At 47.4% G+C, this 23,649-nt stretch carries 20 protein-coding genes and 1 pseudogene; 4 read left to right on the plus strand and 17 right to left on the minus strand.

The window, feature by feature from the left end:
- Position 1: 1 nt before the first annotated feature.
- The 4 genes from QP794_RS21830 to QP794_RS21845 form a co-directional block, all read right to left on the minus strand.
- Positions 2-787, minus strand: coding sequence for an HAD family hydrolase (locus tag QP794_RS21830; RefSeq protein ID WP_285078857.1), 786 nt, complete (start codon positions 785-787; stop codon positions 2-4).
- Between the two features lie 61 nt (positions 788-848).
- On the minus strand, positions 849-1,613 hold the full coding sequence (locus QP794_RS21835; RefSeq protein WP_285078858.1) for an alpha/beta fold hydrolase: 765 nt from the start codon (positions 1,611-1,613) through the stop codon (positions 849-851).
- Between the two features lie 90 nt (positions 1,614-1,703).
- On the minus strand, positions 1,704-2,369 hold the full coding sequence (locus QP794_RS21840; RefSeq protein WP_024633088.1) for a bifunctional 2-keto-4-hydroxyglutarate aldolase/2-keto-3-deoxy-6-phosphogluconate aldolase: 666 nt from the start codon (positions 2,367-2,369) through the stop codon (positions 1,704-1,706).
- Positions 2,370-2,455: 86 nt separating this feature from the next.
- Positions 2,456-3,421: a sugar kinase gene (locus QP794_RS21845; protein ID WP_285078860.1), complete on the minus strand. Its 966-nt coding sequence runs from the start codon at positions 3,419-3,421 to the stop codon at positions 2,456-2,458.
- Positions 3,422-3,643: 222 nt separating this feature from the next.
- Here QP794_RS21845 and QP794_RS21850 point away from each other — a divergent pair, with 222 nt between their 5' ends.
- From QP794_RS21850 to ilvD, 3 genes and pseudogenes are all read left to right on the plus strand, one after another.
- A complete protein-coding gene (locus tag QP794_RS21850) occupies positions 3,644-4,696 on the plus strand; it encodes an acyltransferase family protein (RefSeq protein ID WP_285078861.1) in 1,053 nt (350 codons plus the stop codon).
- Positions 4,697-4,808: 112 nt separating this feature from the next.
- Positions 4,809-5,057 (plus strand): annotated as a pseudogene (locus QP794_RS21855) (KGG domain-containing protein); the annotation flags it as partial.
- A 312-nt stretch (positions 5,058-5,369) separates the two neighbouring features.
- Positions 5,370-7,055, plus strand: coding sequence for a dihydroxy-acid dehydratase (gene ilvD / locus QP794_RS21860; RefSeq protein WP_024633084.1), 1,686 nt, complete (start codon positions 5,370-5,372; stop codon positions 7,053-7,055).
- Positions 7,056-7,165: 110 nt separating this feature from the next.
- Here the strand turns inward: ilvD and QP794_RS21865 are convergent, their stop codons facing one another.
- Complete coding sequence (locus tag QP794_RS21865) at positions 7,166-8,566, minus strand: polysaccharide deacetylase family protein (protein ID WP_285078862.1); 1,401 nt, start codon at positions 8,564-8,566, stop codon at positions 7,166-7,168.
- Positions 8,567-8,751: 185 nt separating this feature from the next.
- On the opposite strand from QP794_RS21865, the gene QP794_RS21870 reads away from it, so the two are divergent.
- Positions 8,752-9,948, plus strand: coding sequence for an AI-2E family transporter (locus tag QP794_RS21870; protein WP_285078863.1), 1,197 nt, complete (start codon positions 8,752-8,754; stop codon positions 9,946-9,948).
- Here QP794_RS21870 and QP794_RS21875 read toward each other — a convergent pair.
- From QP794_RS21875 to QP794_RS21930, 12 genes are all read right to left on the minus strand, one after another.
- Positions 9,927-11,735 (minus strand): peptidoglycan D,D-transpeptidase FtsI family protein, encoded by a 1,809-nt coding sequence (locus tag QP794_RS21875; RefSeq protein ID WP_285078864.1) that lies wholly within the window; start codon positions 11,733-11,735, stop codon positions 9,927-9,929. The two genes, QP794_RS21870 and QP794_RS21875, sit on opposite strands and share 22 nt — an antisense overlap.
- A 124-nt stretch (positions 11,736-11,859) precedes the next feature.
- Positions 11,860-14,142, minus strand: coding sequence for a methyl-accepting chemotaxis protein (locus QP794_RS21880; protein ID WP_285078866.1), 2,283 nt, complete (start codon positions 14,140-14,142; stop codon positions 11,860-11,862).
- Between the two features lie 235 nt (positions 14,143-14,377).
- Positions 14,378-15,706 carry a peptidase U32 family protein gene (locus QP794_RS21885; RefSeq protein WP_285078867.1) on the minus strand — a complete coding sequence of 443 codons (1,329 nt, stop codon included), beginning with the start codon at positions 15,704-15,706 and terminating at the stop codon, positions 14,378-14,380.
- 17 nt (positions 15,707-15,723) lie between these two features.
- On the minus strand, positions 15,724-16,653 hold the full coding sequence (locus QP794_RS21890) for a peptidase U32 family protein (RefSeq protein ID WP_285078868.1): 930 nt from the start codon (positions 16,651-16,653) through the stop codon (positions 15,724-15,726).
- A 15-nt stretch (positions 16,654-16,668) separates the two neighbouring features.
- A complete protein-coding gene (gene mltG / locus QP794_RS21895) occupies positions 16,669-17,709 on the minus strand; it encodes an endolytic transglycosylase MltG (RefSeq protein WP_285078870.1) in 1,041 nt (346 codons plus the stop codon).
- 79 nt (positions 17,710-17,788) lie between these two features.
- Positions 17,789-18,103 carry a DUF1292 domain-containing protein gene (locus QP794_RS21900; RefSeq protein WP_024633076.1) on the minus strand — a complete coding sequence of 105 codons (315 nt, stop codon included), beginning with the start codon at positions 18,101-18,103 and terminating at the stop codon, positions 17,789-17,791.
- Positions 18,104-18,403 (minus strand): DUF1292 domain-containing protein, encoded by a 300-nt coding sequence (locus tag QP794_RS21905; protein WP_024633075.1) that lies wholly within the window; start codon positions 18,401-18,403, stop codon positions 18,104-18,106. It lies immediately after the preceding gene.
- A gap of 12 nt (positions 18,404-18,415) precedes the next feature.
- Positions 18,416-18,832, minus strand: a complete 417-nt coding sequence (ruvX, locus tag QP794_RS21910) for a Holliday junction resolvase RuvX (protein WP_053779129.1) — start codon at positions 18,830-18,832, stop codon at positions 18,416-18,418.
- A 16-nt stretch (positions 18,833-18,848) separates the two neighbouring features.
- Positions 18,849-18,989: a hypothetical protein gene (locus QP794_RS21915; protein ID WP_285078874.1), complete on the minus strand. Its 141-nt coding sequence runs from the start codon at positions 18,987-18,989 to the stop codon at positions 18,849-18,851.
- Positions 18,958-19,218, minus strand: coding sequence for an IreB family regulatory phosphoprotein (locus QP794_RS21920; protein ID WP_024633073.1), 261 nt, complete (start codon positions 19,216-19,218; stop codon positions 18,958-18,960). Before QP794_RS21920 ends, QP794_RS21915 begins: the two co-directional genes overlap by 32 nt.
- 129 nt (positions 19,219-19,347) lie before the next feature.
- Positions 19,348-21,969 carry an alanine--tRNA ligase gene (alaS, locus tag QP794_RS21925; RefSeq protein WP_285078877.1) on the minus strand — a complete coding sequence of 874 codons (2,622 nt, stop codon included), beginning with the start codon at positions 21,967-21,969 and terminating at the stop codon, positions 19,348-19,350.
- A 422-nt stretch (positions 21,970-22,391) separates the two neighbouring features.
- Positions 22,392-23,459, minus strand: a complete 1,068-nt coding sequence (locus tag QP794_RS21930; RefSeq protein ID WP_285078879.1) for an AI-2E family transporter — start codon at positions 23,457-23,459, stop codon at positions 22,392-22,394.
- Positions 23,460-23,649: the final 190 nt, after the last annotated feature.

A 23,649-nucleotide genomic window follows, 5' to 3' on the forward strand; every position in this document is an offset into this window, starting at 1 on the left:
ATCATCTCTGGAAAGAACGTTCAGAAATGATTTTTAACTCATTATAACCCTGAATGACGTCATCTGCTTCATGCAAATAGTCACTTCCCCCAACTTCGGGACAGAAACCAATCGTATAGGATGCCCCTGCGTTACGTCCCATCTGCATATCCCCATTGCTGTCACCGATCACAACAGCTTCCTCAGGAAGAATATGTAACTCCCGGCAAGCTAGAACCGCAGCCTCTCCATCCGGTTTGCCCTTGGTTACCCGGTCACTGCCTACAATTGATGTAAAATACGACCGAATTCCCATCCATTCCATATGTTCCTCCGCAGCAGCTGTGTTGTCCGAAGTCACGACTGCCATGGGAATAGATGCCTTCTGGCAGCTCTGCAAAAATGCTCTTAATCCAGGCATCGGTTCGGCCATTTTTCTCTGCTTTATCTCACGCATGGCCACACTGGAAAAGTGGCGGACCGTAGTGATTGCTTCATTCCATGGCATGCCTGCAGCATACAACTGCCCAGCTAGCAGTCCGTTACTTTCGTCCACCGTGGCAATTGCCAAAGGCCCTTGAACATCATATCCGATTAGATGACCTTCACGATTGCGGACCGTACCCAGGACCTGCTCACGCTCGACCGTGAACGAAGCTCCAAGCTCTGACAGCTGTGATTCCAGCTGATTCAGTAAAGACTCCGCCCACGGCCCCCATAATTGCAAGAAATCCAGCAGCGTTCCATCCTTATCAAATAGAATACCTCGGCAGGCAACTTGCTTACCATGGATTTGAAGCATGGACATCCCGATCACCTCCAGTTACTGACTGCTATGCATTCGTCCCATTCAACTTTGAACTGACAGCTTATTTGATTGTATCCAGCCAGCCTACAATCGTTTTAGCCGTTTGGGACAATTGTTCCTCTTCACTGACCCCAGCTTCGCCGTCACCGCTCTGGTGGCCATAGTCACCGAACTGCGAATGGTTACCACCTTCAATGGTGTAATACACCGTATCTTCCGGCAAATATGCCCGCCCATTCTGATACTTTGTTGCATTCACCACTTCATCATTCGTGCCCAGTATGGACAACGCTGGTATCCCCAATGATTTCACACTGCCTTTTTCATCCGGATAGGATGCGAGAAAGAAGATACCTTTAAGTGCATCCGGATGGGAAGCTGCATAACGTGCCGCCATCGATCCACCTAGAGAATGCCCTCCCATAACAAATGGTTCATCCGGATAGGCTTTAATAATATCATCGGCGAGATTTTGTTTGAGCACCGCCAGATTGACCGGCATTTTTGCAATAATGGTATGATGTCCTGCTGCCGCAAGTTCATGGGCAAGAGGTGCATAACTTTCCGGTTTAACCAATCCACCTGGATAAAAAATAACACTCACCCCAACAGATTTTTCCGGCACAAAATCAATCCAGTTGTCTTTTTCAGTTACAGTCACCTGATCTGCAGTTTCCATGGCTGTCTGAGCCATCTCCTGTGGTCCATAAGGCGTGAACAGCTTCCATGCCACAAACCCACACCCAATAACAATGAGCGCCAGAAGAACGAGCAGGAACTTCCCAATGCCCCTCTTCTTGCGCCCTGTATTATATCGATTTCTCAACGTTCATCACCTTTCTATACTTCCGCAGGTGCCGCGGCTTGCAGAACGGGAGCCTTCATTCCTGAGGCTCCCCTTCTCCATCATTCATCGCTATTCGGCCTTGGCCTTGCGGTAAGCATCCATATATTGTTCCGCTTTGCGGCGAACATGACTCAAGTCCCCCGTCTTCACTGCTTCCGTTGTGAGGTCTGAGCCAATACCTACAGCAACGGCGCCTCCCTTAATCCAGTCACCCAGATTGGACAAGGAAACCCCGCCGGTCGGCATAAAATTCGCTTGCGGCATAGGTCCCTTCATCGTTTTGATAATGGACGGATCGTAGAGATTTCCCGGGAACAACTTTACAATATCCACGCCAAGTTCCAGTGCACGTTGTACATCGGCAATGGTCATCACCCCTGGGAGAATCGGAATCCGGTACAGATTGCAGATTTTCACCGTGTCCGGGTTCAGGGAAGGACCCACAACAAACTCGGCACCTGACATGATTGCGGCACGCGCTGTCTGGGGTTCAAGTACGGTTCCAGCTCCAATAATGGCAAATTTCTCTGGATCCTGTGTGTTCCAATGGTATACACGGCTTAATTTCTCGATGGCTTTGAGGGCACTAGGCACCGTCATCGTAATCTCGATAATCTTGATACCACCCGCAATGGCTTGCTCAGCCATGGCGATCACCTGATCCGCAGAATCTGCACGCAGAACTGCAACAACCCCACTATCCGTTATTTTTTGCAGCAGCTGAAGCTTCTTCATTTCATTCTCTCCCTTGTCAATGTGGTTGTGTATTACAAGCCTTACATTAATGAACGAAGATGAGACATATATGATATCAGCAGCGACTAGCGCTCAACATGAGCTACATTGTTCAGCTTGGCCTCGACCTGCTCCCACGTTGGGAGCGCCTCCCAATCGCCAACAGCCTGTATAACCATGGAACCGGTCAAATTCCCGAGACGGGTCGCCTCCTGCGGAGAATATCCTTTAATAAGGCCGGACAAAAAGCCCGCACAGAATCCATCACCTGCCCCGACTGTATCCAGGACATGATCTGCCTTGAAGTACGGAACTTCCGTTAGGGTACCATTCACCAATACGTAGGTCAAATCAGGGCCGCCCTTCACGATACAGACTGCATTCATGGCGGACAAACGCTCAAGTACTTTTTGATCATCTTCTTCGTTATACAGAAGCTTCATCTCATCCAGACCCGGTAAGAAATAATCCGCCTGCTCAGCGAGACGAAGCAGAACTGGACGTGCTTCTTCAGCTGACCACAGTTTAAGACGCAGATTCGGATCAAAACTCACTTTCACACCAGCCTGCTTGGCTATATGTATAGCAGCTTCAACCGTAGCAAGTCCAGACGCGCTTATTGCTGCAGTGATGCCTGTCACGTGAAGGATTTGCGCACCTGCAATATAATCCGAGTCCAGATCTTCAGGAGTAATCGCGCTTGCAGCGGATAGCTTCCTATAATAGTGCACCGAGGCTTTCCCGGAAGCGTTCTCACGAATCATCAAACCGGTGGGCTCTTTGTCGCTCATCCTTGCTCGGGATACATCTACACCTTCACCACGAATAGCCTTCATGATCATGTTACCCATCGGATCATTACCCAAGCGGCCAAACCAGCCGCTGGTATGCCCTAGCCGGGATACACCAATCGCCAGATTACTTTCCGCTCCGCCAAATGACTTATCTAATGTCGCCGCATATTCAAGACCTCGTGTATCCTTAGCCGTCAGCAAACCCATACTTTCGCCAAACGTAACAATTTCAGGGCTTCGGCGGGTATTCGTCGACATGAACTCTCCCCTCCTTATATTTACAATTTCTCATCTTCTTTCACCATTGTCAGCCTCTATGCAACCGTTGTCAATCCCGGAGCGTTCATTTTGTTGACACAGTTTTGAGAAAGGATAGCGCTTTCTGATGTGAAATATATCACAATGTATGATGCATATCCATATTACCCTTATTACAGAACCAGATTGCAATTGCCAAGGGTTATCAAGGGGGGTTACAACATGAACAAACCGACCATAATTCACGAAGATCAGGATTCTTTTTTTTACAACTTGCGCTTTATGCTCATTGTCTGTGTACTTGCGGGCAATGCTCTCGAACCGATCATTACACGATTTGCAGGAGCAGAGGCTCTGTTTCTGTGGATATATACGTTTCACATGCCGCTGTTTGTATGGGTAACCGGCTACTTTGCCAGACATTCACTCCAAGGTGCATCTGGCCGTAATGTGCTTAAGCAGATTGCATTACAGTACCTTCTGTTTCAGTCCCTGTATGCAATAACGGATTTCACCATATTCCACACACCGCATATGCGTTTGTCTTTCTTTGCGCCTTATTTATTGCTCTGGTTTCTGGCAAGTCATTTCTGCTGGCGGCTTCTGCTTCGTCTTACACTCTCCTGGAAACCGATATACAGACTGCTCGGTGCTGTGATGCTGGGGGTATGTGCCGGATATTTACCCATTGACGGTTTCTGGCTGAGCTTCAGTCGTACGTTTGTATTTCTTCCTTTCTTTGTTATTGGGTATGACTACGGAGCGTCCATCCGCTCCCGTTTGCGATCCGGCTGGGGCCGCAAAATTGCAGCTGCGTTGTCTGCTGCTCTTCTTGGTTGGATCGGACTGGGAGGACTCAGCATTGCACCAGGCTGGTTACTGGGTAGCATGACTTACGCAGAGCTTGGACAGCATGAGTGGTTTGCCGGAATTTACCGACTCGGAATCTATGCACTTGAGATCGGATCGGGAGCATTATTTCTCGCCTGGGTCCCTTCATTAACATCCAGATTGACCGATCTGGGACGGCGCACTCTTTATGTGTTCCTTTTACATGGATTTCTCGTTCGTCTGGCCATCTGGTCCGGGGTTTACAATTATATGGAAACCAGTTTGTACATTCCGGTGATTGTCTCCATTGCGCTAATGTTCGCTATAACGCTGGCTCATCCAGCCGTCCGTCATGCCTTTCGGCCTCTCATAGAGCCCGATATTTCCCGCTTTCACCTCAATCGTCAGGCGGGATTGAAACGCTCAGCATCCTGGTTCAGATGAGCTGAAACCCTGCTCCTCTCCATCAGGATCAACTTGTTTCATACTGGAAATGTTGTGGTAAGTAGGAATACGCGCTACAACAATCTACTTATGATATAAGGAGTGATTTGTAATGGCACGCCCACAGACGTCTGAACACAAAATGAGTCGCGAGGAAGCGGGTAGATTAGGTGGCAAGGCCACCTCCAAAAATCATGATCGCAGCTTCTACCAAATGATAGGTAAAAAAGGTGGAGAAGCGACTTCAGATGCGCACGATTCTCAATTCTATAAGGAAATTGGACGCAAAGGTGGAGAAGCAACTTCCGAAACACATAATAAAGAATTCTACCGGGAGATTGGACGCAAAGGCGGAAGCAGTTAGCTATCCCCATGGGCAGCGGCGAAAGAACACCCGAGAGAGGCATCAAATCAAGAAAGCTTCATTCCACTAATGGATTGAAGCTTCTTTCTATTCATTGTAGAAATATAACGACGGTTGTGATAGACTCTATAGAAAAACCGGGTTGTTCACGGGTTTAAAGCAGCAAAGAGTTTCATAAACTACGGGAAGCTCGAAGCCAGTATCACTGGTCTATTTTTAAGAGTACGGATGAAATTAAACGACAGATGCACTGCCATTTATATTTCCATTCATGTTGCTCAATATTATAAATTTGGGGGGAAATACACCATGTCAGCCAAGAAGATGCGTTCCGATATGATCAAAAAAGGTTTTGACCGTGCACCGCACCGCAGTTTGCTCCGCGCAGCGGGCGTTAAAGAAGAGGACTTTGGTAAACCATTTATTGCCGTATGTAACTCTTATATTGATATCGTGCCCGGCCATGTTCACCTACAGGAATTCGGTAAAATTGTTAAGGATGCTATTCGTGAAGCCGGTGGCGTTCCATTCGAATTCAACACCATCGGAGTTGACGACGGAATTGCCATGGGACACATTGGTATGCGTTACTCGCTGCCAAGCCGTGACATTATTGCGGATTCCGTGGAAACGGTTGTATCTGCACACTGGTTCGACGGCATGGTATGTATCCCGAACTGTGACAAAATCACACCAGGTATGATGATGGGTGCGCTTCGCTGTAATATCCCAACCGTGTTCGTCAGCGGTGGACCTATGAAGGCAGGTCGTGACAGCAATGGTAAAGCTCTGTCCCTGACCTCCGTATTTGAAGGCGTAGGTGCTTATCAAGCAGGTAAAATCGATGACAAGAGCCTTCTTGAGCTTGAACAATTCGGTTGTCCGACATGTGGATCATGTTCCGGCATGTTCACAGCGAACTCCATGAACTGTCTGGCTGAAGCGATGGGGCTGGCTATGCCAGGCAACGGAACCATCCTGGCTGTTGCTCCTGAGCGTCGTGAGTTTGTTAAACAATCTGCTAAGCAACTGATGGAACTCATCAAAATGGATCTGAAACCACGTGATATCGTTACTGTAGAAGCTATCGACAACGCTTTTGCACTGGATATGGCTATGGGCGGATCTACGAATACGGTACTTCATACGCTGGCACTGGCTCATGAAGCAGGTATCGAATACCCAATCGAGCGCATCAACGAAGTTGCTAACCGCGTTCCTCATCTGGCGAAACTTGCACCTGCTTCCGATCTTCACATTGAAGACGTGCACAATGCGGGTGGCGTAAGTGCAGTTCTGAACGAATTGCTTAAGAAACCAGGTGCGATTCACGGTGACTGCATTACGGTAACCGGTAAAACGATCCGTGAGAACGTTGAAGGACAAGAAATCCAGGATACGAATGTCATCCACCATCTGGACAACCCGCATTCCGAAAAAGGCGGCTTGGCTGTATTGTTTGGTAACCTTGCACCACAAGGAGCTATCATCAAAGTCGGTGCTGTTGACGCATCGGTTGGCGGATATCACAAAGGTCCTGCTATCTGCTTTGATTCCCAGGAACAAGCGCTTGAAGGCATTGCGAATGGCAAAGTAAAAGAAGGACACGTTGTCGTTATCCGTTATGAAGGACCAAAAGGCGGTCCAGGTATGCCTGAGATGCTCGCGCCTACTTCCCAGATCGTAGGTATGGGCCTTGGTGCCAAAGTCGGTCTGATCACCGACGGACGCTTCTCTGGCGCATCTCGCGGAATCAGTATCGGACACATCTCTCCGGAAGCTGCTGAAGGCGGTCCAATCGCTTTTGTCGAAGAAGGAGACATCATTGAACTGGATCTGAATAACCGTATCATCGAATTGCATATCAGTGACGAAGAATTCGAACGTCGTCGCGCAGGTTGGAAAGGCTTTGAACCAAAAGTAAAAACCGGTTACCTCGCTCGTTACTCCAAACTGGTAACGAATGCAAGCAACGGTGGCGTACTGAGTATCTAATTCAAGTGTAAGGATATCCGAGGAATTGCCTTATCGGGAAACATAAATAAAGGGTTGCTCTTCAGCCGACTTCGGCCGAGAGCAACCCTTTTGTTTTATTCGTTTCGCTTTTAGTTGTGTTCAGGTACAAGATCCTGTTCAGGAACCAACAATTCCTCAGAGGACTGTTCCGCCGTCGCAGCCACCAGTGCGTGCTGTCCATACCGATCCAGCAGCACATCAAGCGGCATGGCAATCATTTTGGGAACCAATTGTTCGGAGCGCTGCTTCAAACGTTTCGTTCCAGCCGGATGAATGACACTTAGCAGAAGTTTCAGATACACTTTGGACGCAGAGCTGAACGGCCCAGAAGCCAGTTCCCGAACCGTAAATCCAAATTTCTCCGGCCCCCGGTTAATCATGCTCACACCGTATAGAGCCTTGGCTGAACGGAGTTCAGGTTCAAGTGTTACCTGTCGGGCCAAATCAGGAAGCTGCTGCTCCATAGCCCGAATCATACGAATGGCCAAATGCATGCTTGAGCGTGAAGTCATACCCAAATCGAATAATTTTTTATTATCAAAATGAAGTTCAATTACCGGATCTCCGTTCCGAATCACATGACCGTCGTTCATTTCAACTAATGCTCCATGGTATACACGGGAGCGATAGTGCAGCAAAGGGTCTTCCGGCGAAGCTGTTCGCAGATGGTATACCCAATGAAACAACTTCTCCCAGCCTAGCCATAGCGCAACAACCATCCGTTTCCAAAAGGATAAATGCGTTTGTGGCTGACTTGTACTTTTAGGTTCGCTCACTGTAACGCCTCCCATCAACGTATCGATGCGTACACTATGCAATCGCTGCCTGTCGGCCTCCTGCAATACGACTTCGAGCGCCTGGAGCATCTGCTCCGGCGCGTGTGCATCAGCGCCGAGGGTAGTCCCTCGATCATGCAGCAGCATGACCTCTCCGCCCCTTAGCTCCTTCAACATTCGTTCCGTCAATTTCTCAACGCCCACACTGCTTCTCCAATCCTCAAACATGGATGACCAGAGGATAATTCGGCGATCTTTTTTACTGAAAAAATCAAACAGGTTCATAATCCCCCACGGTGGACGATAATAACAAGTTCTTACCCCCGTTACCTCCTGAATAATCTGCCCTGTTCGTTGAATCTGATCTCGAACCGTACGCGGACGCATTAACCAATTGGTTTTGTGAATATAATTATGAATTCCGAGAAGATGACCTTCCTCATGTATGCGCTGAATCAGTTCGGGATGACGGGCAGCATGCTCCCCGACTACAAAAAACGTAGCCTTCGCCTCATACTGACGCAATAAATCAAGCAATCTAGGTGTGTATTCCGGATCTGGCCCGTCATCAAAAGTTAAGGAAAACTCCTTCTCACTTCTCCCGCGCCTGAACACACGAAAACCGAAAAGTCTGCTAACTAAACTCGGAATAAAGGCATAAAACGATGAAATGTACAATAACCACAGTAATATGCTCTGAAGTAAATTTGTCATGCTACAAACTCCCCGCTTCTCATGCTGAATTACCGTGCCATAATATAGCACTAACCAAAATAAACCGCCTTTAATTTTATCATAATTCAGCCTTTTCTTGAATCCTCTTTTCCCAAAAAGATAGCTATCGTGTACAATAAATGCATCCTAATTTTTACCTTAACGACTACAAAGGAGCCCTGCCCATGCTGCCGCTTTACAAAAAGTACGGGCGCACCGTCTTTGACATTGCGCTGCTCGTATTAACCGTGTACTTTATCATGTACGGTTTCAGTCGATTATATCAATTGGCTGCGCCAGTTTTTCTTTCATTTATAGTGTATTGGATGATCGAACCCCTGGCAAGATTCCTGCATCGCAAAGGATTGCCCAAAACGCTGGGCGCTGCCATTTCGGTTTTATTGTTTCTTGCGGTTATTGTTGCTGCCTTTTTTGGATTGGGATTAATTATCGTATCCCAAATTTCTAATTTGCAGGATAACTTCCCTTATTATATCGAGATGATTCAGCGTGAATTCACCAATCTGGTTTATTTCATTCAGGACAAGTCCGATGCTTTACCTGACGGAATAACCGAGAAGGTGAATGACTATTTTGCTACACTGACCGGATTCCTGTCCAAATGGGTAACCAGTGGTGCACAATTCGTCATCGGTTTTCTCAGTTCGTTTTCTTCCTTTATTACGAACTTCGGGATTGCCATTATTCTCGCGTTCTTTCTCAGTATCGAGATTGAATCCTGGCGTAAATTTGCCCGGGCCAAAACGCCAAAAACGTTGAAGCTGGCTCTTGAATTTATGCGAAATCATGTATTCAAGACGATCCGTTCGTATTTGAAGGCCCAGATGATGATGATGCTGATTACTTTTGTATTGATTTATGCAGGCTTGTTGATTCTGGGAACAGCCAATGCCTTCACCATCGCAGCCATCTGTGCCGTTTTTGACCTTGTGCCTTTGTTGGGTGTTCCTGTCATATTCATTCCGTGGATTGTGTATCTGTTCATTGTGGGGAATAGCAGCCTTGCGATTGGCTTGATTGTGGTCCTTGCTGTAACCATGCTGACACGCCAACTGCTGGAGCCGAAAATATCGGGTAATTCAATCGGGGTCTCTTCCGCATACTTGATGCTTTCCTTTATGCTGATCTCGCTCTCTGTCTTTGGTCTGGCCGGTGTGGTGTTGTCTCCGGTGCTGCTGATTCTGCTCAAAGAATTGCTGCAACAAGGATATCTTCAGCAATGGATTCACTTGCCGAAGGATGAATTCGAATCATCCCCGTTAGTGATGGACACACCGGCCAGTGCCACCGCTGGAATGAACGCTGAGCCTTCGGTGCAGGAACCTGCTTCTTCCGGGGATCATGAGGATTCAGCCAGATAGTCCATTACTTTCCTGAATATTGCCGTTGCTTGATGACGGCTGCTTGGAACCACATTTTGGACAAGGACAGCTACAGCATATTGGGGTTTCTCGGTAGGTCCATATCCAATGAACCATTGATGGTTACGTTTCTCTCTGTGCTGCTGTACTTGTGCTGTACCTGACTTCCCTGCCACTTGCCACCGCGCATGTTGCAGGGATTTTCCCGTTCCGTCACTGACTACCTTCTTCATCCAAGACAACAGCTGATGCGCCGTAGCTGGAGAGATCCGTCCTGCTGAAGAAGGTGAATCATGCATCGGCATGTCCAGCATCATATCACCGTCCGCATACCGGATACGCTGAACGAGGCGTGGAGCAGTCACCTTACCCTCATGCAAAAGCGTAACGATCAGATTGGCTGCTTGCAGCGGGGTCACCAGGACGTCGCGCTGACCGATAGCTGTCTGTACTTTCGCTCCTTCATCTTGAGGTGAGACGGAAGGCAGTCTCACTCGTCCTGCATCCTCGTGATCAAAATGATGCAGCACGGGCATTCCGGCGACCTGTTTTCCCTCCCAGCCAATCGGACGTGCCAATCCCAAAGCATCCGCCGTACGCTCCAACTGCCCCATACTCAGCCGACGGGCGGTTTCAGCAAATACAATATTGCAGGACTCGGCAAACCCTTGCTCCAGATTCAGTGTGCCATGCCCATGTTCTTTCCAGCAGGACAGGCCATATTTCCCCCATTCTCCACCACAATGAAAAGTCTCTCCTTTGGATACAGCTTGATATTCAAGCGCGGCCGCGGCTGTAACGATTTTGAATATGGAACCCGGTACAGCCCCCTGAACGGCACGATTCGCCCAAGCTGTTTGTTGGGGATCTACATGCTGTGGATTATAGAACGGCGCGGAAACCATGGCACGCACGTCTGCATTGGCCGCATCCAGCACAACGACAGCTCCTTCCTTCATTCCGGATTTCTTCACAATCTGCTCTATCCCTTGCTGTAAATCGATATTGATTGTCGTCTCCGCACGCAAAGGATAGTGTGTATTGGAGGGTGCGATGACGCGCGGCTGGATACTGGGGATAACCTCTCCTGAGCCTGTAACCATACGCGAAACGAGGGTGGGGCCTATTCCCATTAATAAAGGTTCCAATGTTTTTTCCAGCCCTGCTGCTCCAGATTTCATGGCAAAAGGCTGCTTCACCTCATTTTTGTGACGCGGATGCCCATGGATAGATCCAGGCTGTTCAGCAAGATAACCTAACCATTGCATGCCCGTAGCGCCTTGTCCATAACGCGTCATTATGGGATACACACTCGCTCCGTCTGCCTTCAATTCACGCAGTCGAGTAAGCTGAGCTTCGGTCAACGTGATCGGCTGGTCTGTACCTCCTGTCCAGAAATGGGGTGCGTTTCCTTGATTCCATTCCTTTTGTAACGACTTCACATCTGTATGTAGTAATGCTGCCAGTTCCTTAATTTTTGAATGCGCCGTAGAAGATGGGTATGAATGATTGGATTGATCCGTATGCGGGAAAAGTACCACCCCCCACTCCAGCTCGCCTGTTAATGGCACCCCTTTGTAATCCGTAAACTGCCCTCGCCCCGTGTCCAGCATAACACCTCGTTCACGCTGCAAAACGGACATTTCACGAACGGTGCGTTGAAACCCTGGCATCGTGCGATTCACCTGAACCATCTGAACCCAGGCCAAACGAAACATAAGCAAACCAAACACAATTGTCAGAAGAATACATGTAATATAAATGCGCCGTTTCAGTTGTACATGCATTGGGCCACCCCGTTCAACATTTTGGCATAGTATGCGTTATTCATATTGGAATTATCCGGTAAACACCAAAAAAACCTGTCCCCTAGAAGGGACAGGTTTCTCGATAGACCCATTAATGGTTGGGTTAGACCGTAAAGCGAGACAATGTATCTTTCAATTCTGTCGACACATTCTCCAGTTTTGCAGACAAATTCACCAGCTGGTTACTGATATTTTGCTGTTCACTGCTCAAGGAAGCAACTTCCTGAGACGTTGCAGAAGATTGTTCAGCTACGGCGCTGACATTACTCATCGCTTCGGACAACGTACCTTGAGATTGATTCAAATCTCCAATTGACCCAGTGACCATGCTCAGACTTTCAACAAACGCACCCATTTGCTGCTGTACTGAAGCAAATATGACGTTGGTATCTTTCACGGCATCCATCTGTTCCTTGAATAGCGGATAAGCTGCAGACAATTGATCTACGGTCTCATTCATTTCAGTCATAATCTTGTCCGTAATGTCGCCGACCATATCAATGGACTGTCTGGATTGTTCAGCCAACTGGCGGACCTCATTCGCTACCACCATGAATCCACGTCCAGCTGTACCGGCACGAGCGGCTTCAATGGTTGCATTCAAGGAGAGAATGTTCGTTTGTTTAGTGATATTCTGCATAACGTCAAGCACCTTCAGAACAGAAGAAGTACTCTCTTTCAATGAATCTACCTTGTTTACCAACGCACCAATCATTTCTTCGGTCTTCTGCGTTTTGGTCATCAACTGATTCAGATGCTGTGTACCTGTCTGACTGGATTTCTCTACATGACGGGCTGAATCACCCATTTGTTCATTCGCGGCGACCACACTCTCCATCTGACGGGAGATATTGTCGGTCAATTCGTTTCCACGCTCCGCTTCTGTTGCCAGACTGCTTGCTCCACCCGCAATTTCTTCAGTGGCTACTGCAATCTCGGAAGCAGAAACTGCTGTTTTCTTGGATGCACTGCTCAGCTCAGAAGCAGTATCCAATACTTCCTGTGCAGAACGGTTGGTTTGCTCCACCAGCTTCGTAATTTGCTCCATCATCAGATTGAATGCGGCCGATAATTGACCAATTTCATCCTGGGAGGTATACGGTGTACGCACCTTGAGGTTACCTTTTGCCCCTTCTTGCATCAGATCTTTCAATCTGCCCAATGGACGGGCAATCATGCGAACCATCCAAATACCGATTAGTATCGCAATAGCGGCATCAATCAGTGCCATCCACAAGGTGAGCGTCAGAATGCCCTTGGCATCTTTCACCAAGACAGAAGTTGGAACCATCCCGATCAGTTTCCAATCGGATGTGTCCATAGTGCTGTATGACGCCAGCATATTCGTTGAATTTCCATCAACGGTATAATCCGTATTCGTGCTGCCCGATTTTTCTTTCAAGTCTTTGACAAAAGCCAAATCTGTATCTTTCCCTGTGTCATCAGCTATCGTCGATGCTACAACTTTATTGTCCGGAGCGATCAGTTGAAGTACATCTCCCTCACCCAAATCGAGTGATTTCAACTGCTGCTCCAGAACTTCCAGTTTCAACTCAATGATTAATACATAGGACTGGGTTGTCCCTTGCAGATTCTTCATTGAACGTGCAATCCGGAACGTTGGTGTACCGCCATCTTCCTTGGTTTCCGTTGGGAGCCAGCGGTATCCACCAGCTTGAACCAACTCGTCATACCAGGCCTCTTTACGAATATCACCCATAGAAGAACTGCTGCTTCCTGTACCCATAGTGGATCTTGTTTCATCCGTCGGCACAAGATAAATCGCTTCCATAGATTTATTCGTAAAAGCAATGTTCGATAATTGTTTGTTGATGGAGCTTGAATTTACAAACGTATCGTATGCCGACAAGTTTTTATCAGACATCTTTTGAAGCAAGGACTGCATTTCTGGATCGAAGAAAATTTGTGTAGATGTATCTACAAACCGCTCCAAAATGATGTCCATTTTCTGCTTGGTTTGTTCAATCGTTTCCTGATTCGATCGGGATGCATTCTTCTCGATCGTATCTTTGGCTTTAGCATAGGATAATAGACCTAAACCAATGACAAAAAACATGATTCCTACAAAAAAGACCAAAAACAGTTTAACGCCTACCGATTTAACCGGATTAGCCTTCTTAATCTGTGTAAACGTTGTTCCCCCAACATTTTTCCAGTTCTGCTTTTTCAATTGGGCTTTTGTTTTATTCCATCCCAACTTCAGCTTACTCCGATCCAATTTAAAGGATTGTTTGTCTGGAGCATCCCCGGTCTTCCTTTTTGCTACCTTCTCTTTTTTTACTTTCTGTACCTTCTCGGGCTTAACCTTCTCGGGTGTTGTCAATTCTTCCCCACTGTCCTTCTGCTTCTTTTGAACCAATCCCATTCACCTGCCAGTAATTTACTTGTTGGATTTTTCTTTCTCTCCCCTATAAATATGTAGTATTCGACAACATTCCCCTTTCCCCTTTCGTTTTCCCGAAATTTTTTACAACTTTTTTCCTATTTTTCTATAAAAAAAAGACCCCCATATACCGATAGACGGAGGTCTAATTTGTAAATTTTATAACACTATATTGTTAAATCATAGCATTATTTTGTTAAAAACTAGGCATTTGAACCTATTTCTTTTTTCTCATCATATCAAAGTAGGAAACAGGTTGATCCACCTTCATTTTCACACGCTGTAACGGGTGACGAGCTGCATCCAGCACATTGCCCTCTTCATCCTGCAATTCCCCTACAACCTGTTTGAAAAAGTGGCCCCCCGGACCGAAAAATTCGATCTCCTGTCCTGGTTTGAAATGATTGCGCTGTTGAATGGTCGCCATCCCTGTAGTTGCATCATAGTCGATAACCAATCCGGCAAAGTCGTAAGGTACCGCTTTTTCTTCCGGTTCATAGATGTGATCCTCATGATCCGGTGTATCATAGAAAAAGCCGGTATTCAGTGGACGATTTGCCGCCTTGTTCATTTCCTCTACCCATTCAGGCTTCAATACATAATTCTCCGGGTCAGCCATGTAGGAGTCAATTGCCTGACGATACACGTTAACTACGGTAGCCACATAGTGAATCGACTTCATACGTCCTTCAATTTTGAAACTATCCACACCGACATCAATCAGCTCGGGAATATGCCCAATCATGCACAGATCCTTCGAACCCATGGAAAAAGAATTGTCCTGCTCCTGGAATAACGGCAGCTGGTTCTCTCCCAATTTGAATGGGGCAGGGGCCTGCATTTGCATTTCTTCTTCACTGACCCATACAGTACCTTCTCGGGCATCTTCAAACAAATCATACTTCCAACGGCAGGACTGGCAGCAGCCGCCCCGGTTGGAATCCCGATCCGTAAAATGGTTGGACAACACACACCGTCCGGAATAGGACGAGCACATAGCTCCATGAATAAAGGCTTCGATCTCGATATCCACATTGGCCTTGATTTCTTCAATTTCCTCAAAGCTTGTCTCACGTCCGAGAACGACGCGTGGAAGGCCTTCATCCTTCCAAAACTTCACAGCTTGCCAGTTCAGGGTCGATTGTTGAGTACTCAAATGCACTTCCAAACCCGGCACTGCACGCTGAGCTACTTCAATAATCGCTGGATCTGCCACAATAATGGCTGCAATTCCTGCATCATACAAGTTTTGCAAATACGCTTGGATACCTTCGATATCTTCATTATGTGCATATATATTGGTGGCAACGAAGACTTTGGCTCCGTATTTTTTGGCAAATTCCACGCCTTCGCGCATTTCTTCAAAGGTAAAGTTATCCGCGTTAGAACGCAATCCGTATGCCTGTCCACCGATATACACAGCATCTGCTCCATAATGGATTGCAAATTTAAGCTTTTCCAGATTACCAGCCGGAGCAAGCAGCTCCGGTTTGTCCAGACGGTTACGTTTACCCGAGAACTTCCGCTTTACCGCCACTGTTTCCATTTCGTTCACCTCGTCTATTAATACACCTGTTCTTTATAGAAAAATCCAAACGACAACTCTCGTTCAGGGTCCTGCAGTTGACGAACCTCGTCCAGCCATTCTTCACAAAATGCATAAGCATCGGCATCAGCCGCATAGCTATCCAGTGCTACACGGTATGCACGTACAACAGCTTCGTTATACGCAAGCGGTTTTAACATGCCTTCGATTTTGAAGCTGTGCACCCCGGCCTCCATCAACAGATGAAGATCCTCAAGAATACAGATATCCTCCGAACTCATGATGTGAGTTCCGTTCACATCTTCATAGATCGGGAACTTCTCATCCCGACGTTCAGCCTCAATCAGAAACAAACCTCGCTCTTTACCCAAATGCCCCTCTACTGGACGCCCCTGATGGGACATATAACTTTGCACCAGACTCCGTTTGGAATGATAAATATTCGTCATGCCATGCACCTGGACCTGGGCTTCCACCTTCAGAAATGGAACCATCTCCGTCAGCTCGTCCATATTCAGCTCCCGAGCAAGCACGACACGACTCGCGCCTTTGGTTCCCCAGTAGTTGGCCGTTGCATAGTTGGTCGATGTCATCTCAGCATTCCAGTGCAGCTGGATATGAGGAGCATGCTCCTTAATTGCGGCTAGCACAGATGGGTCGTTGAACTCCACTCCATGAACACCGATTTTACCCAGTGCCTGAACATATTCAGGCAATTCCTTTAGCAGCTCGTTGGACATCAGATTATTCATGGACACGTATACACGCGCCTGATGTTTGGCTGCAACGGCAACCACCTCTGCTGTCTCTTCCACACTGAAGCTGCCGGGAAGACGCATGCCGAAGCGATCGTCCCCAATTAACAGAGCATCTGCTCCTGCCTGGAGCAGCACCTCTGCTTCTTTCACATTTGCCGCCGTAACGAGCAGTTCATGTTTCGTACTCATATACATCCCCTCCGCTTATTGCGCAGCCTTACTTTTGGCTATATTTTGCTGATGTTCCTTATACGTTTTGGCAAACAGATGTCCGAATGTACCGTCCTTCTTGGTCACATAGAACAGGTAATCCGAAGCTTCTGGATTCAACGCTGCTTCAATGGATGCCAGACTTGGACTCGCAATCGGTCCCGGTGGCAGCCCTTTGTTCAGATACGTATTATAGGGACTCTGTACCTTCAGATCCTTGTAAAGCAATCTGGCCTTCGGCTTATCCAGTAAATACTGTACTGTAGCGTCAATCTCCAGTTTCATATCCTGTTTGATCCGATTATAGATTACGCCTGCCACAAGCGCGCGTTCCTGATCCACCACGACTTCTCTCTCCACAAGCGATGCGATCGTTAACACTTCATGCAAAGACAGATTTCTCTCCTTGAGCTTGGACGCCAAATCAGGAATAGAATCAACCTTGGTCTGGAATTCCTCAAGCATTCGCTGCATGACCTCTTGCGTAGAACTACCCTCTTTCAGCTCATACGTCTCTGGGAACAGATATCCCTCCAGCACATATCGCAGTTCTTCATCCACTGGAATGTCCTTGATGATGTCGATATCAAAAGCAGATGGATCATTGGCAAGCTTGATAAATTCCTCACGATCCACAATGCCCTCAGCAGATAGTTTGTCCGCCATTTGTAATACGGTATATCCCTCAGGAATAGTAAACTTGACCATGGATTCTGGCACAACTTCACCGTTATTCAGCTTATTAATTATCTCATCGTATGACACGCCGGGATTTAAGGAATATGTACCTGCCATAAAATTCGATCCTTGTTTCTTCCACTTCAGGTATCCCTTAAAGGCTAAACCACTTCGAATCAGACCTTCTTGCTCTAACTGATCCGCAATTTTGGAAGTTCCTGACCCGCTCTTGATCTCGAAAACGATCGGTTCTGCGGATGCTTGTACCGGACGAATCATGTTCCAGACATATACGCCTGCTCCTCCGGCAACAACCAGGATGATAAGCAAAAAGACTAAAATCGCTTTTCCTTTCAAAAAAGACACAACTCCTTTACACAACCAAAAAGAGCGGACTTCTCCGCCCTTCCGGTTTCTTCAATTTGAAGCTGATTCATCAATCTTCGTCAATGGGGAGTGTACATTCATCATACAGTTCAGAGATGTTCTCCCACTCATCATCATCGTCAATCGTAACTAATTCCGGCATGATCTGGCCTTCACTTCCCGGTAAAACCCGCAGAAGTTCAACTTCGTCATAAGGACGTAATGAACTGCGGAGCACCGCATACTGCTGGCCCTTCACTTCAAACTCAGCCAGCAGGTCATACGGATGCGATTTACCGTTCTCTTCTTCCAGCTCAACATGAGCACCAAAAGCCAGACGCAGCGAATCTGTCCATTTCAAGTCTTCGCGGCTGTATTCTGTCATTTAGTTCGCTTCCTCTTCATCTTCTGCAAGAAATGTATTAAACGTCTCCTCGACGATATCCCATTCAGCATCATCTTGGATGACGAAAAGTTTAATATCGTCGCCCTCTTCTTCATAACGGAATGCATACACATCCGTCTCTCCATCTTCGGGTTCAACCGGAGCAACCATCATGTACTTGGCCTCCGAACCGTCCACTTCGAATTTCATGATGACTTCAAATTCCTCTTCATTACCCTCGTCATCCGCAATGTAAATAATCTCCGATTCTTCTTCCATACCCAGTTGATCTTCAGCCATTGTTGATCCCCCTCACCTTTTACTATTGGCATCCAAATAATTTTGCAAAATCAAGCTTGCGGCCATTTTGTCCACAACCTGCTTGCGTTTTTTGCGACTGACATCCGCTTCAAGTAACGTTCGTTCTGCTGCAATGGTTGTCAGCCGTTCATCCCAAAGGTGAACAGGTAAATTCAGTTCGCCCCGCAGGCGTTCGGCAAAAGCAATGCATATTTCACCACGCGGTCCTACGGTGCCGTTCATGTTTTTGGGAAGTCCGACTACAATCTCGCCGATCTCATGCTCACGCACAAGTTCTGCAATTCGAGCGAACTCACCTTCATCCCGGCGGCGTTCAAGTACTTCCAATCCCTGGGCAGTCCAACCGAAGGCGTCACTAGCGGCAACTCCGATTCTTCGGTCCCCATAGTCCAAACCTAATATTTTCATCCATGCTCTCCCATCCTCAAGCCTGCTCAGGTCGAACAATACTCGCCTTCTCAAGCTTCAGGCTGTCTTCTGTCGGTTCATTCCCCGCTGCCTGCATAGCTGCATCACAGCGGAAGCGATGTACATTACCGGTGATTGGCCAGATAAGAACGAACAAGCTCTTCAATCAGCTCATCGCGTTCTTTTTTACGGACCAGACTGCGTGCATTGTTGTGACGAGGGATGTATGCGGGGTCTCCAGAAATCAGATACCCGACAATCTGGTTAATAGGATTATACTCCTTATCCACCAGTGCATCATATACCGTGAGAAGAATCTCTTTGGAGGATGCTTCCTGCTCGTCGGCTTTCACATTAAATTTAACCGTCTTATCCATGGAGTCCATTGATGACACCTCGCTCCTGCATGAACATGGGGACCATGTCCTGCCGAATTGATTTCTGCTTATATAATAACATATTCTGACTGCTACAAGTAAACAAAGGATAAGCCAATTGTGTTTTTTGCTTGTCCTTTACTGGCTAACCAATGAAACCGCCAGTTTCAACGCTTCATCCAGCTTGCTCGCATCCTTGCCTCCGGCTTGCGCCATATCAGGACGTCCGCCACCTCCGCCGCCGCATACTGCCGCAACTTCCTTGACAATTTTACCTGCATGCAGCCCTTGTTTTACCTGTTCAGCAGGGACAGCTACAACGAAATTCACTTTACCATCAGCTGGAGCACCCAGTACGAGTACTGCATCAGGCAGTTTTACTTTTAATTCATCAGCCACTGTCCGCAGTGCATCCATATTCGGAGCATCCACACGAGCTGCAAGCAATTGTGTATTTCCTGCTTGTACCACTTGATCTGTCAATGCGCCTGCTTCCATGGCACTCAGCTTGCTTTGCAGTGACTCAGTCTCTCTAGCAGCTTCTTTCAATTGCTGATTCAGACCTTCAATGCGTTTAGGCACGTCGGCCACGTTCGCTTTGAGCAGGGATGCCGATTGTTTGAGCAATTCAAGCTGACTTTCTACATACAGATACGCACCACGGCCAGTAACGGCTTCGATCCGACGTACGCCGGAGCCGATTCCACTCTCGCTCACCAGCTTGAAGATACCGATCTCTGATGTATTGTTTACGTGACAACCGCCACAAAGTTCCAAACTATAATCTCCGACTTGCACCACACGCACAATATCACCGTATTTTTCACCGAACAGTGCCATCGCACCCATTTCTTTGGCTTCATCAATGGCTTTCAGTTCAATGTTTACGTTCAGACGATTCCAGATCTGTTCGTTCACCTGACGCTCGATCTCTGTTAATTCTTCCGGCGTAATACTGCCGAAGTGCGAGAAGTCAAAGCGCAGACGTTGAGGCTCTACGAGAGATCCTGCCTGATTGACATGCGTTCCGAGCACATCTTTGAGCGCTTTGTGCAGCAAGTGGGTTGCGGTATGGTTTTTGATAATATCGCCACGTTTGGACGCATCCACTTCAGCTTTAACCACTTCACCCACACGCAATTCCCCGGACTCTACCGTCACCAGATGCACATGTTGTCCCATCGGAGCCTTGAACAGACCTTGCACTTTCGCCGTTACACTGGCTCCACGCAGCAAGCCCTGATCACTTACTTGTCCGCCGCTTTCCGCATAGAATGGAGTCTTGTCAAGGATGACCTGGCAAGTCTGTCCTTCGCTTACGGAGTCTACCAGTGCGTCACCAGCAACGATGGCTACCACTTTTGCTTCCGTCAACAGGTCATTATAACCAACAAACTCGCTTTTAACCTCCAGATCAGCAAGCGGTCCGCCTTGAACCTTCATGCTCTCGCTTTCCTGGCGTCCTGCACGTGCACGATCACGCTGCTCCTGCATCGAGGCATCGAATCCTTCACGGTCAACAGTCATGCCATGCTCTGCTGCATAGTCTTCGGTCAGGTCAAACGGGAAACCGTACGTATCATACAGTTTGAACGCTTCAGGCCCGCTAATAACCGTGCGACCTTCAGATTTGGCTGTGCTGCTCATGTCCGCGAGAATAGCAAGTCCATCCGTGAGTGTTTCGTGGAAACGCTCTTCCTCGGTTTTGATCACTTTAGCGATAAACTCCTGCTTGTCCACCACTTCAGGGTAGTACATCCCCATCACTTCACCGACAGTCGTTGTCAGTTCATACAGGAATGGACGGTCGAGTCCCAGTACTTTACCGTAACGTACGGCACGACGGAGCAAACGGCGAATGACATATCCGCGTCCCTCATTGCTTGGAAGAACACCATCACCTACAGCAAAGGCAACCGTACGAATGTGATCGGCAATGACTTTCAGTGCAACGTCAATCTCTACGCTGTCATTATATTTCACACCGGCAAGAGCCGCTGTTCTTTGAATCATCGGTTGGAACAGATCTGTGTCAAAGTTGGAATCCACATTTTGCAGAATGGATGCAAAGCGTTCCAGACCTGCACCTGTATCAATATTTTTGTTCGGAAGCGGTGTGTAGCTACCGTCCTTGTTGTGATTGAACTGGGAGAATACCAGGTTCCATACTTCCAAATAACGTTCATTTTCCCCGCCTGGGTACATCTCAGGGTCATTCATGTCATTGCCATAAGCTTCGCCGCGGTCATAGAAAATTTCGGTACAAGGTCCACACGGGCCCTCGCCGATATCCCAGAAGTTCTCATCCAGCTTGATGATACGTTCAGCAGGCAGTCCCACTTTTTCGTTCCAAAGTTTGAAAGCCTCTTCGTCTTCAGGGTATACCGTTACCGAGAGACGTTCCGGATCGAAACCGATCCATTCTTTGCTTGTGAGAAATTCCCATGCCCAAGTAATGGTCTCTTCCTTGAAATAGTCTCCAATGGAAAAGTTACCGAGCATTTCGAAGAACGTATGGTGACGGCGAGTTTTACCGACATTTTCAATATCGTTCGTACGAATACATTTTTGGGAGTTGGCGAGACGTGGATTCTCGGGTTTCTCCCGACCGTCAAAATACGGTTTTAACGGAGCCATACCTGCATTAATCCACAGAAGGGATGGATCATTATGAGGTACAAGCGATGCGCTTGGCTCGATTTTATGTCCTTTACTTGCAAAAAACTCTATCCATTTGGACCGGATTTCACTGGCTTTCATACGGAGTGCCCCCAATTAATTATAATAGTCCGGTGCATATTCGCTCCGGGTTGTTAACAAGTAAAAACAAACACAAAAAACGCCCCTGATAGTCAGGGACGATTGTAATCGCGGTACCACCCTGGTTATTGCTGTTCATCCGCAGATGAAACAAACAATCTCCTCGTTGATGCGAAATAACGGTCGCTCCCGGCAGGGTTGTCCTGCACTCCGAAATCAGCTTTCCGCCGCTTCAACTTTCAAGACTCTTCCAGCCATCGGGCTCAGATTGCATCTGATCCGAAGAAGTCTATTCTCTGAGGAAAGGAACCCTCGGCGTACTTTATTTCATCATCGATTTCATGTTCTAAACATACCCCTCCATTATATCGATATGCCTATATGGTGTCAACGCACCCTTGAGGAACCGACTCGTGCTTGGGTCAGTCGGTTCTTCGTTTGATGTAATACGCAAAAAAGTGCTGCACGATCACCTTGAGGACAGCAAAGACCGGTACTGCCAGAATGAGTCCCACAATGCCCGCTAGTTCGCCTCCCACAAGGAGCGCGAAGATAATCGACAACGGATGCAAATGCAGAGTCCTCCCCACCACCTGAGGAGAGATGACGTTGCTCTCCAACACTTGGCACAGTGTGTTCACAATGACAACAAAGAGCACCATTTTGAAAGATACCGTTGATGCCATAACCACTGCTGGAGCAGCTCCAAGAAATGGACCCAGATAGGGCACGATGTTAAATACAGCGACAATGCTTGCAAGCAGCAATGCATAAGGCATATCAATGACGATGTAACCGATATAGGCAAAGATGCCCACAATCACACAGACGATAAATTGTCCGCGTATATAGTTCCCCAAGGCCGTGTCGATCTCTTTCATAACCGAAACAATCGCTTTGCGCCGTGAGCGAGGCAGGTAGGCCACTATGGTGCGCTCGAATACCTCAAAATCTTTTAACATATAGAAAATGAGAAATGGCACAATAAACACATTAAATAACACATTAATGGTTGTCCCGATATTATCCATCAGCTTCGTGATCCCCTGAGTCAGCCGATCCTCCATCTGGAAAAACCAGCTGTTCATGCCTGTGCGTACACTTGGTGGCATTAATTTGTGGTCCATATTATTCATCAAACTCTGGGCACGCATCGACAGCTCCGGCATATGTTCGTTCAGTTCCTTCAATTGTTCAATTAATACCGGAATGACATTCATCAGGATGACCCCGATACAGGTGAGGAAAAAAGCATAGATTAACAGCACGGCAATGGTTCGAGGGACTTTACGTCCTCCCAGCTTGCTTACAATCGGATTGAGTACATAAGAGATGATGAGGGCCACGATAAAAGGTGCCAGCACTGTTTTCAAAAATCCATATATATGAAGCAGCAATGGCCGCAGCAGCCAGATAAAATACAGGATAATCAATCCGAGTAGCAGCCAGATGGCATAACGGAACATCTTGTTTTTGGTTAATTGCTCCACTTGCATCTCTCCCTTTTGGACTGGCTCTGAAAGTCAGTATATGTAAGGAAGGGAATATTTATTATCGCCGTCCAGAAGTGGGGACTAACAATTCTCACCCATGGATGGACAATCGGGTAGACGTCGTATTTTGGACACAAAAAAAGCGCCCCCTTCATGATGAAGGAGACGCATCTTGTGATTCGGGGTA

This window comes from Paenibacillus sp. UMB7766-LJ446, from assembly GCF_030226665.1.
Taxonomy (GTDB): domain Bacteria; phylum Bacillota; class Bacilli; order Paenibacillales; family Paenibacillaceae; genus Paenibacillus; species Paenibacillus vandeheii.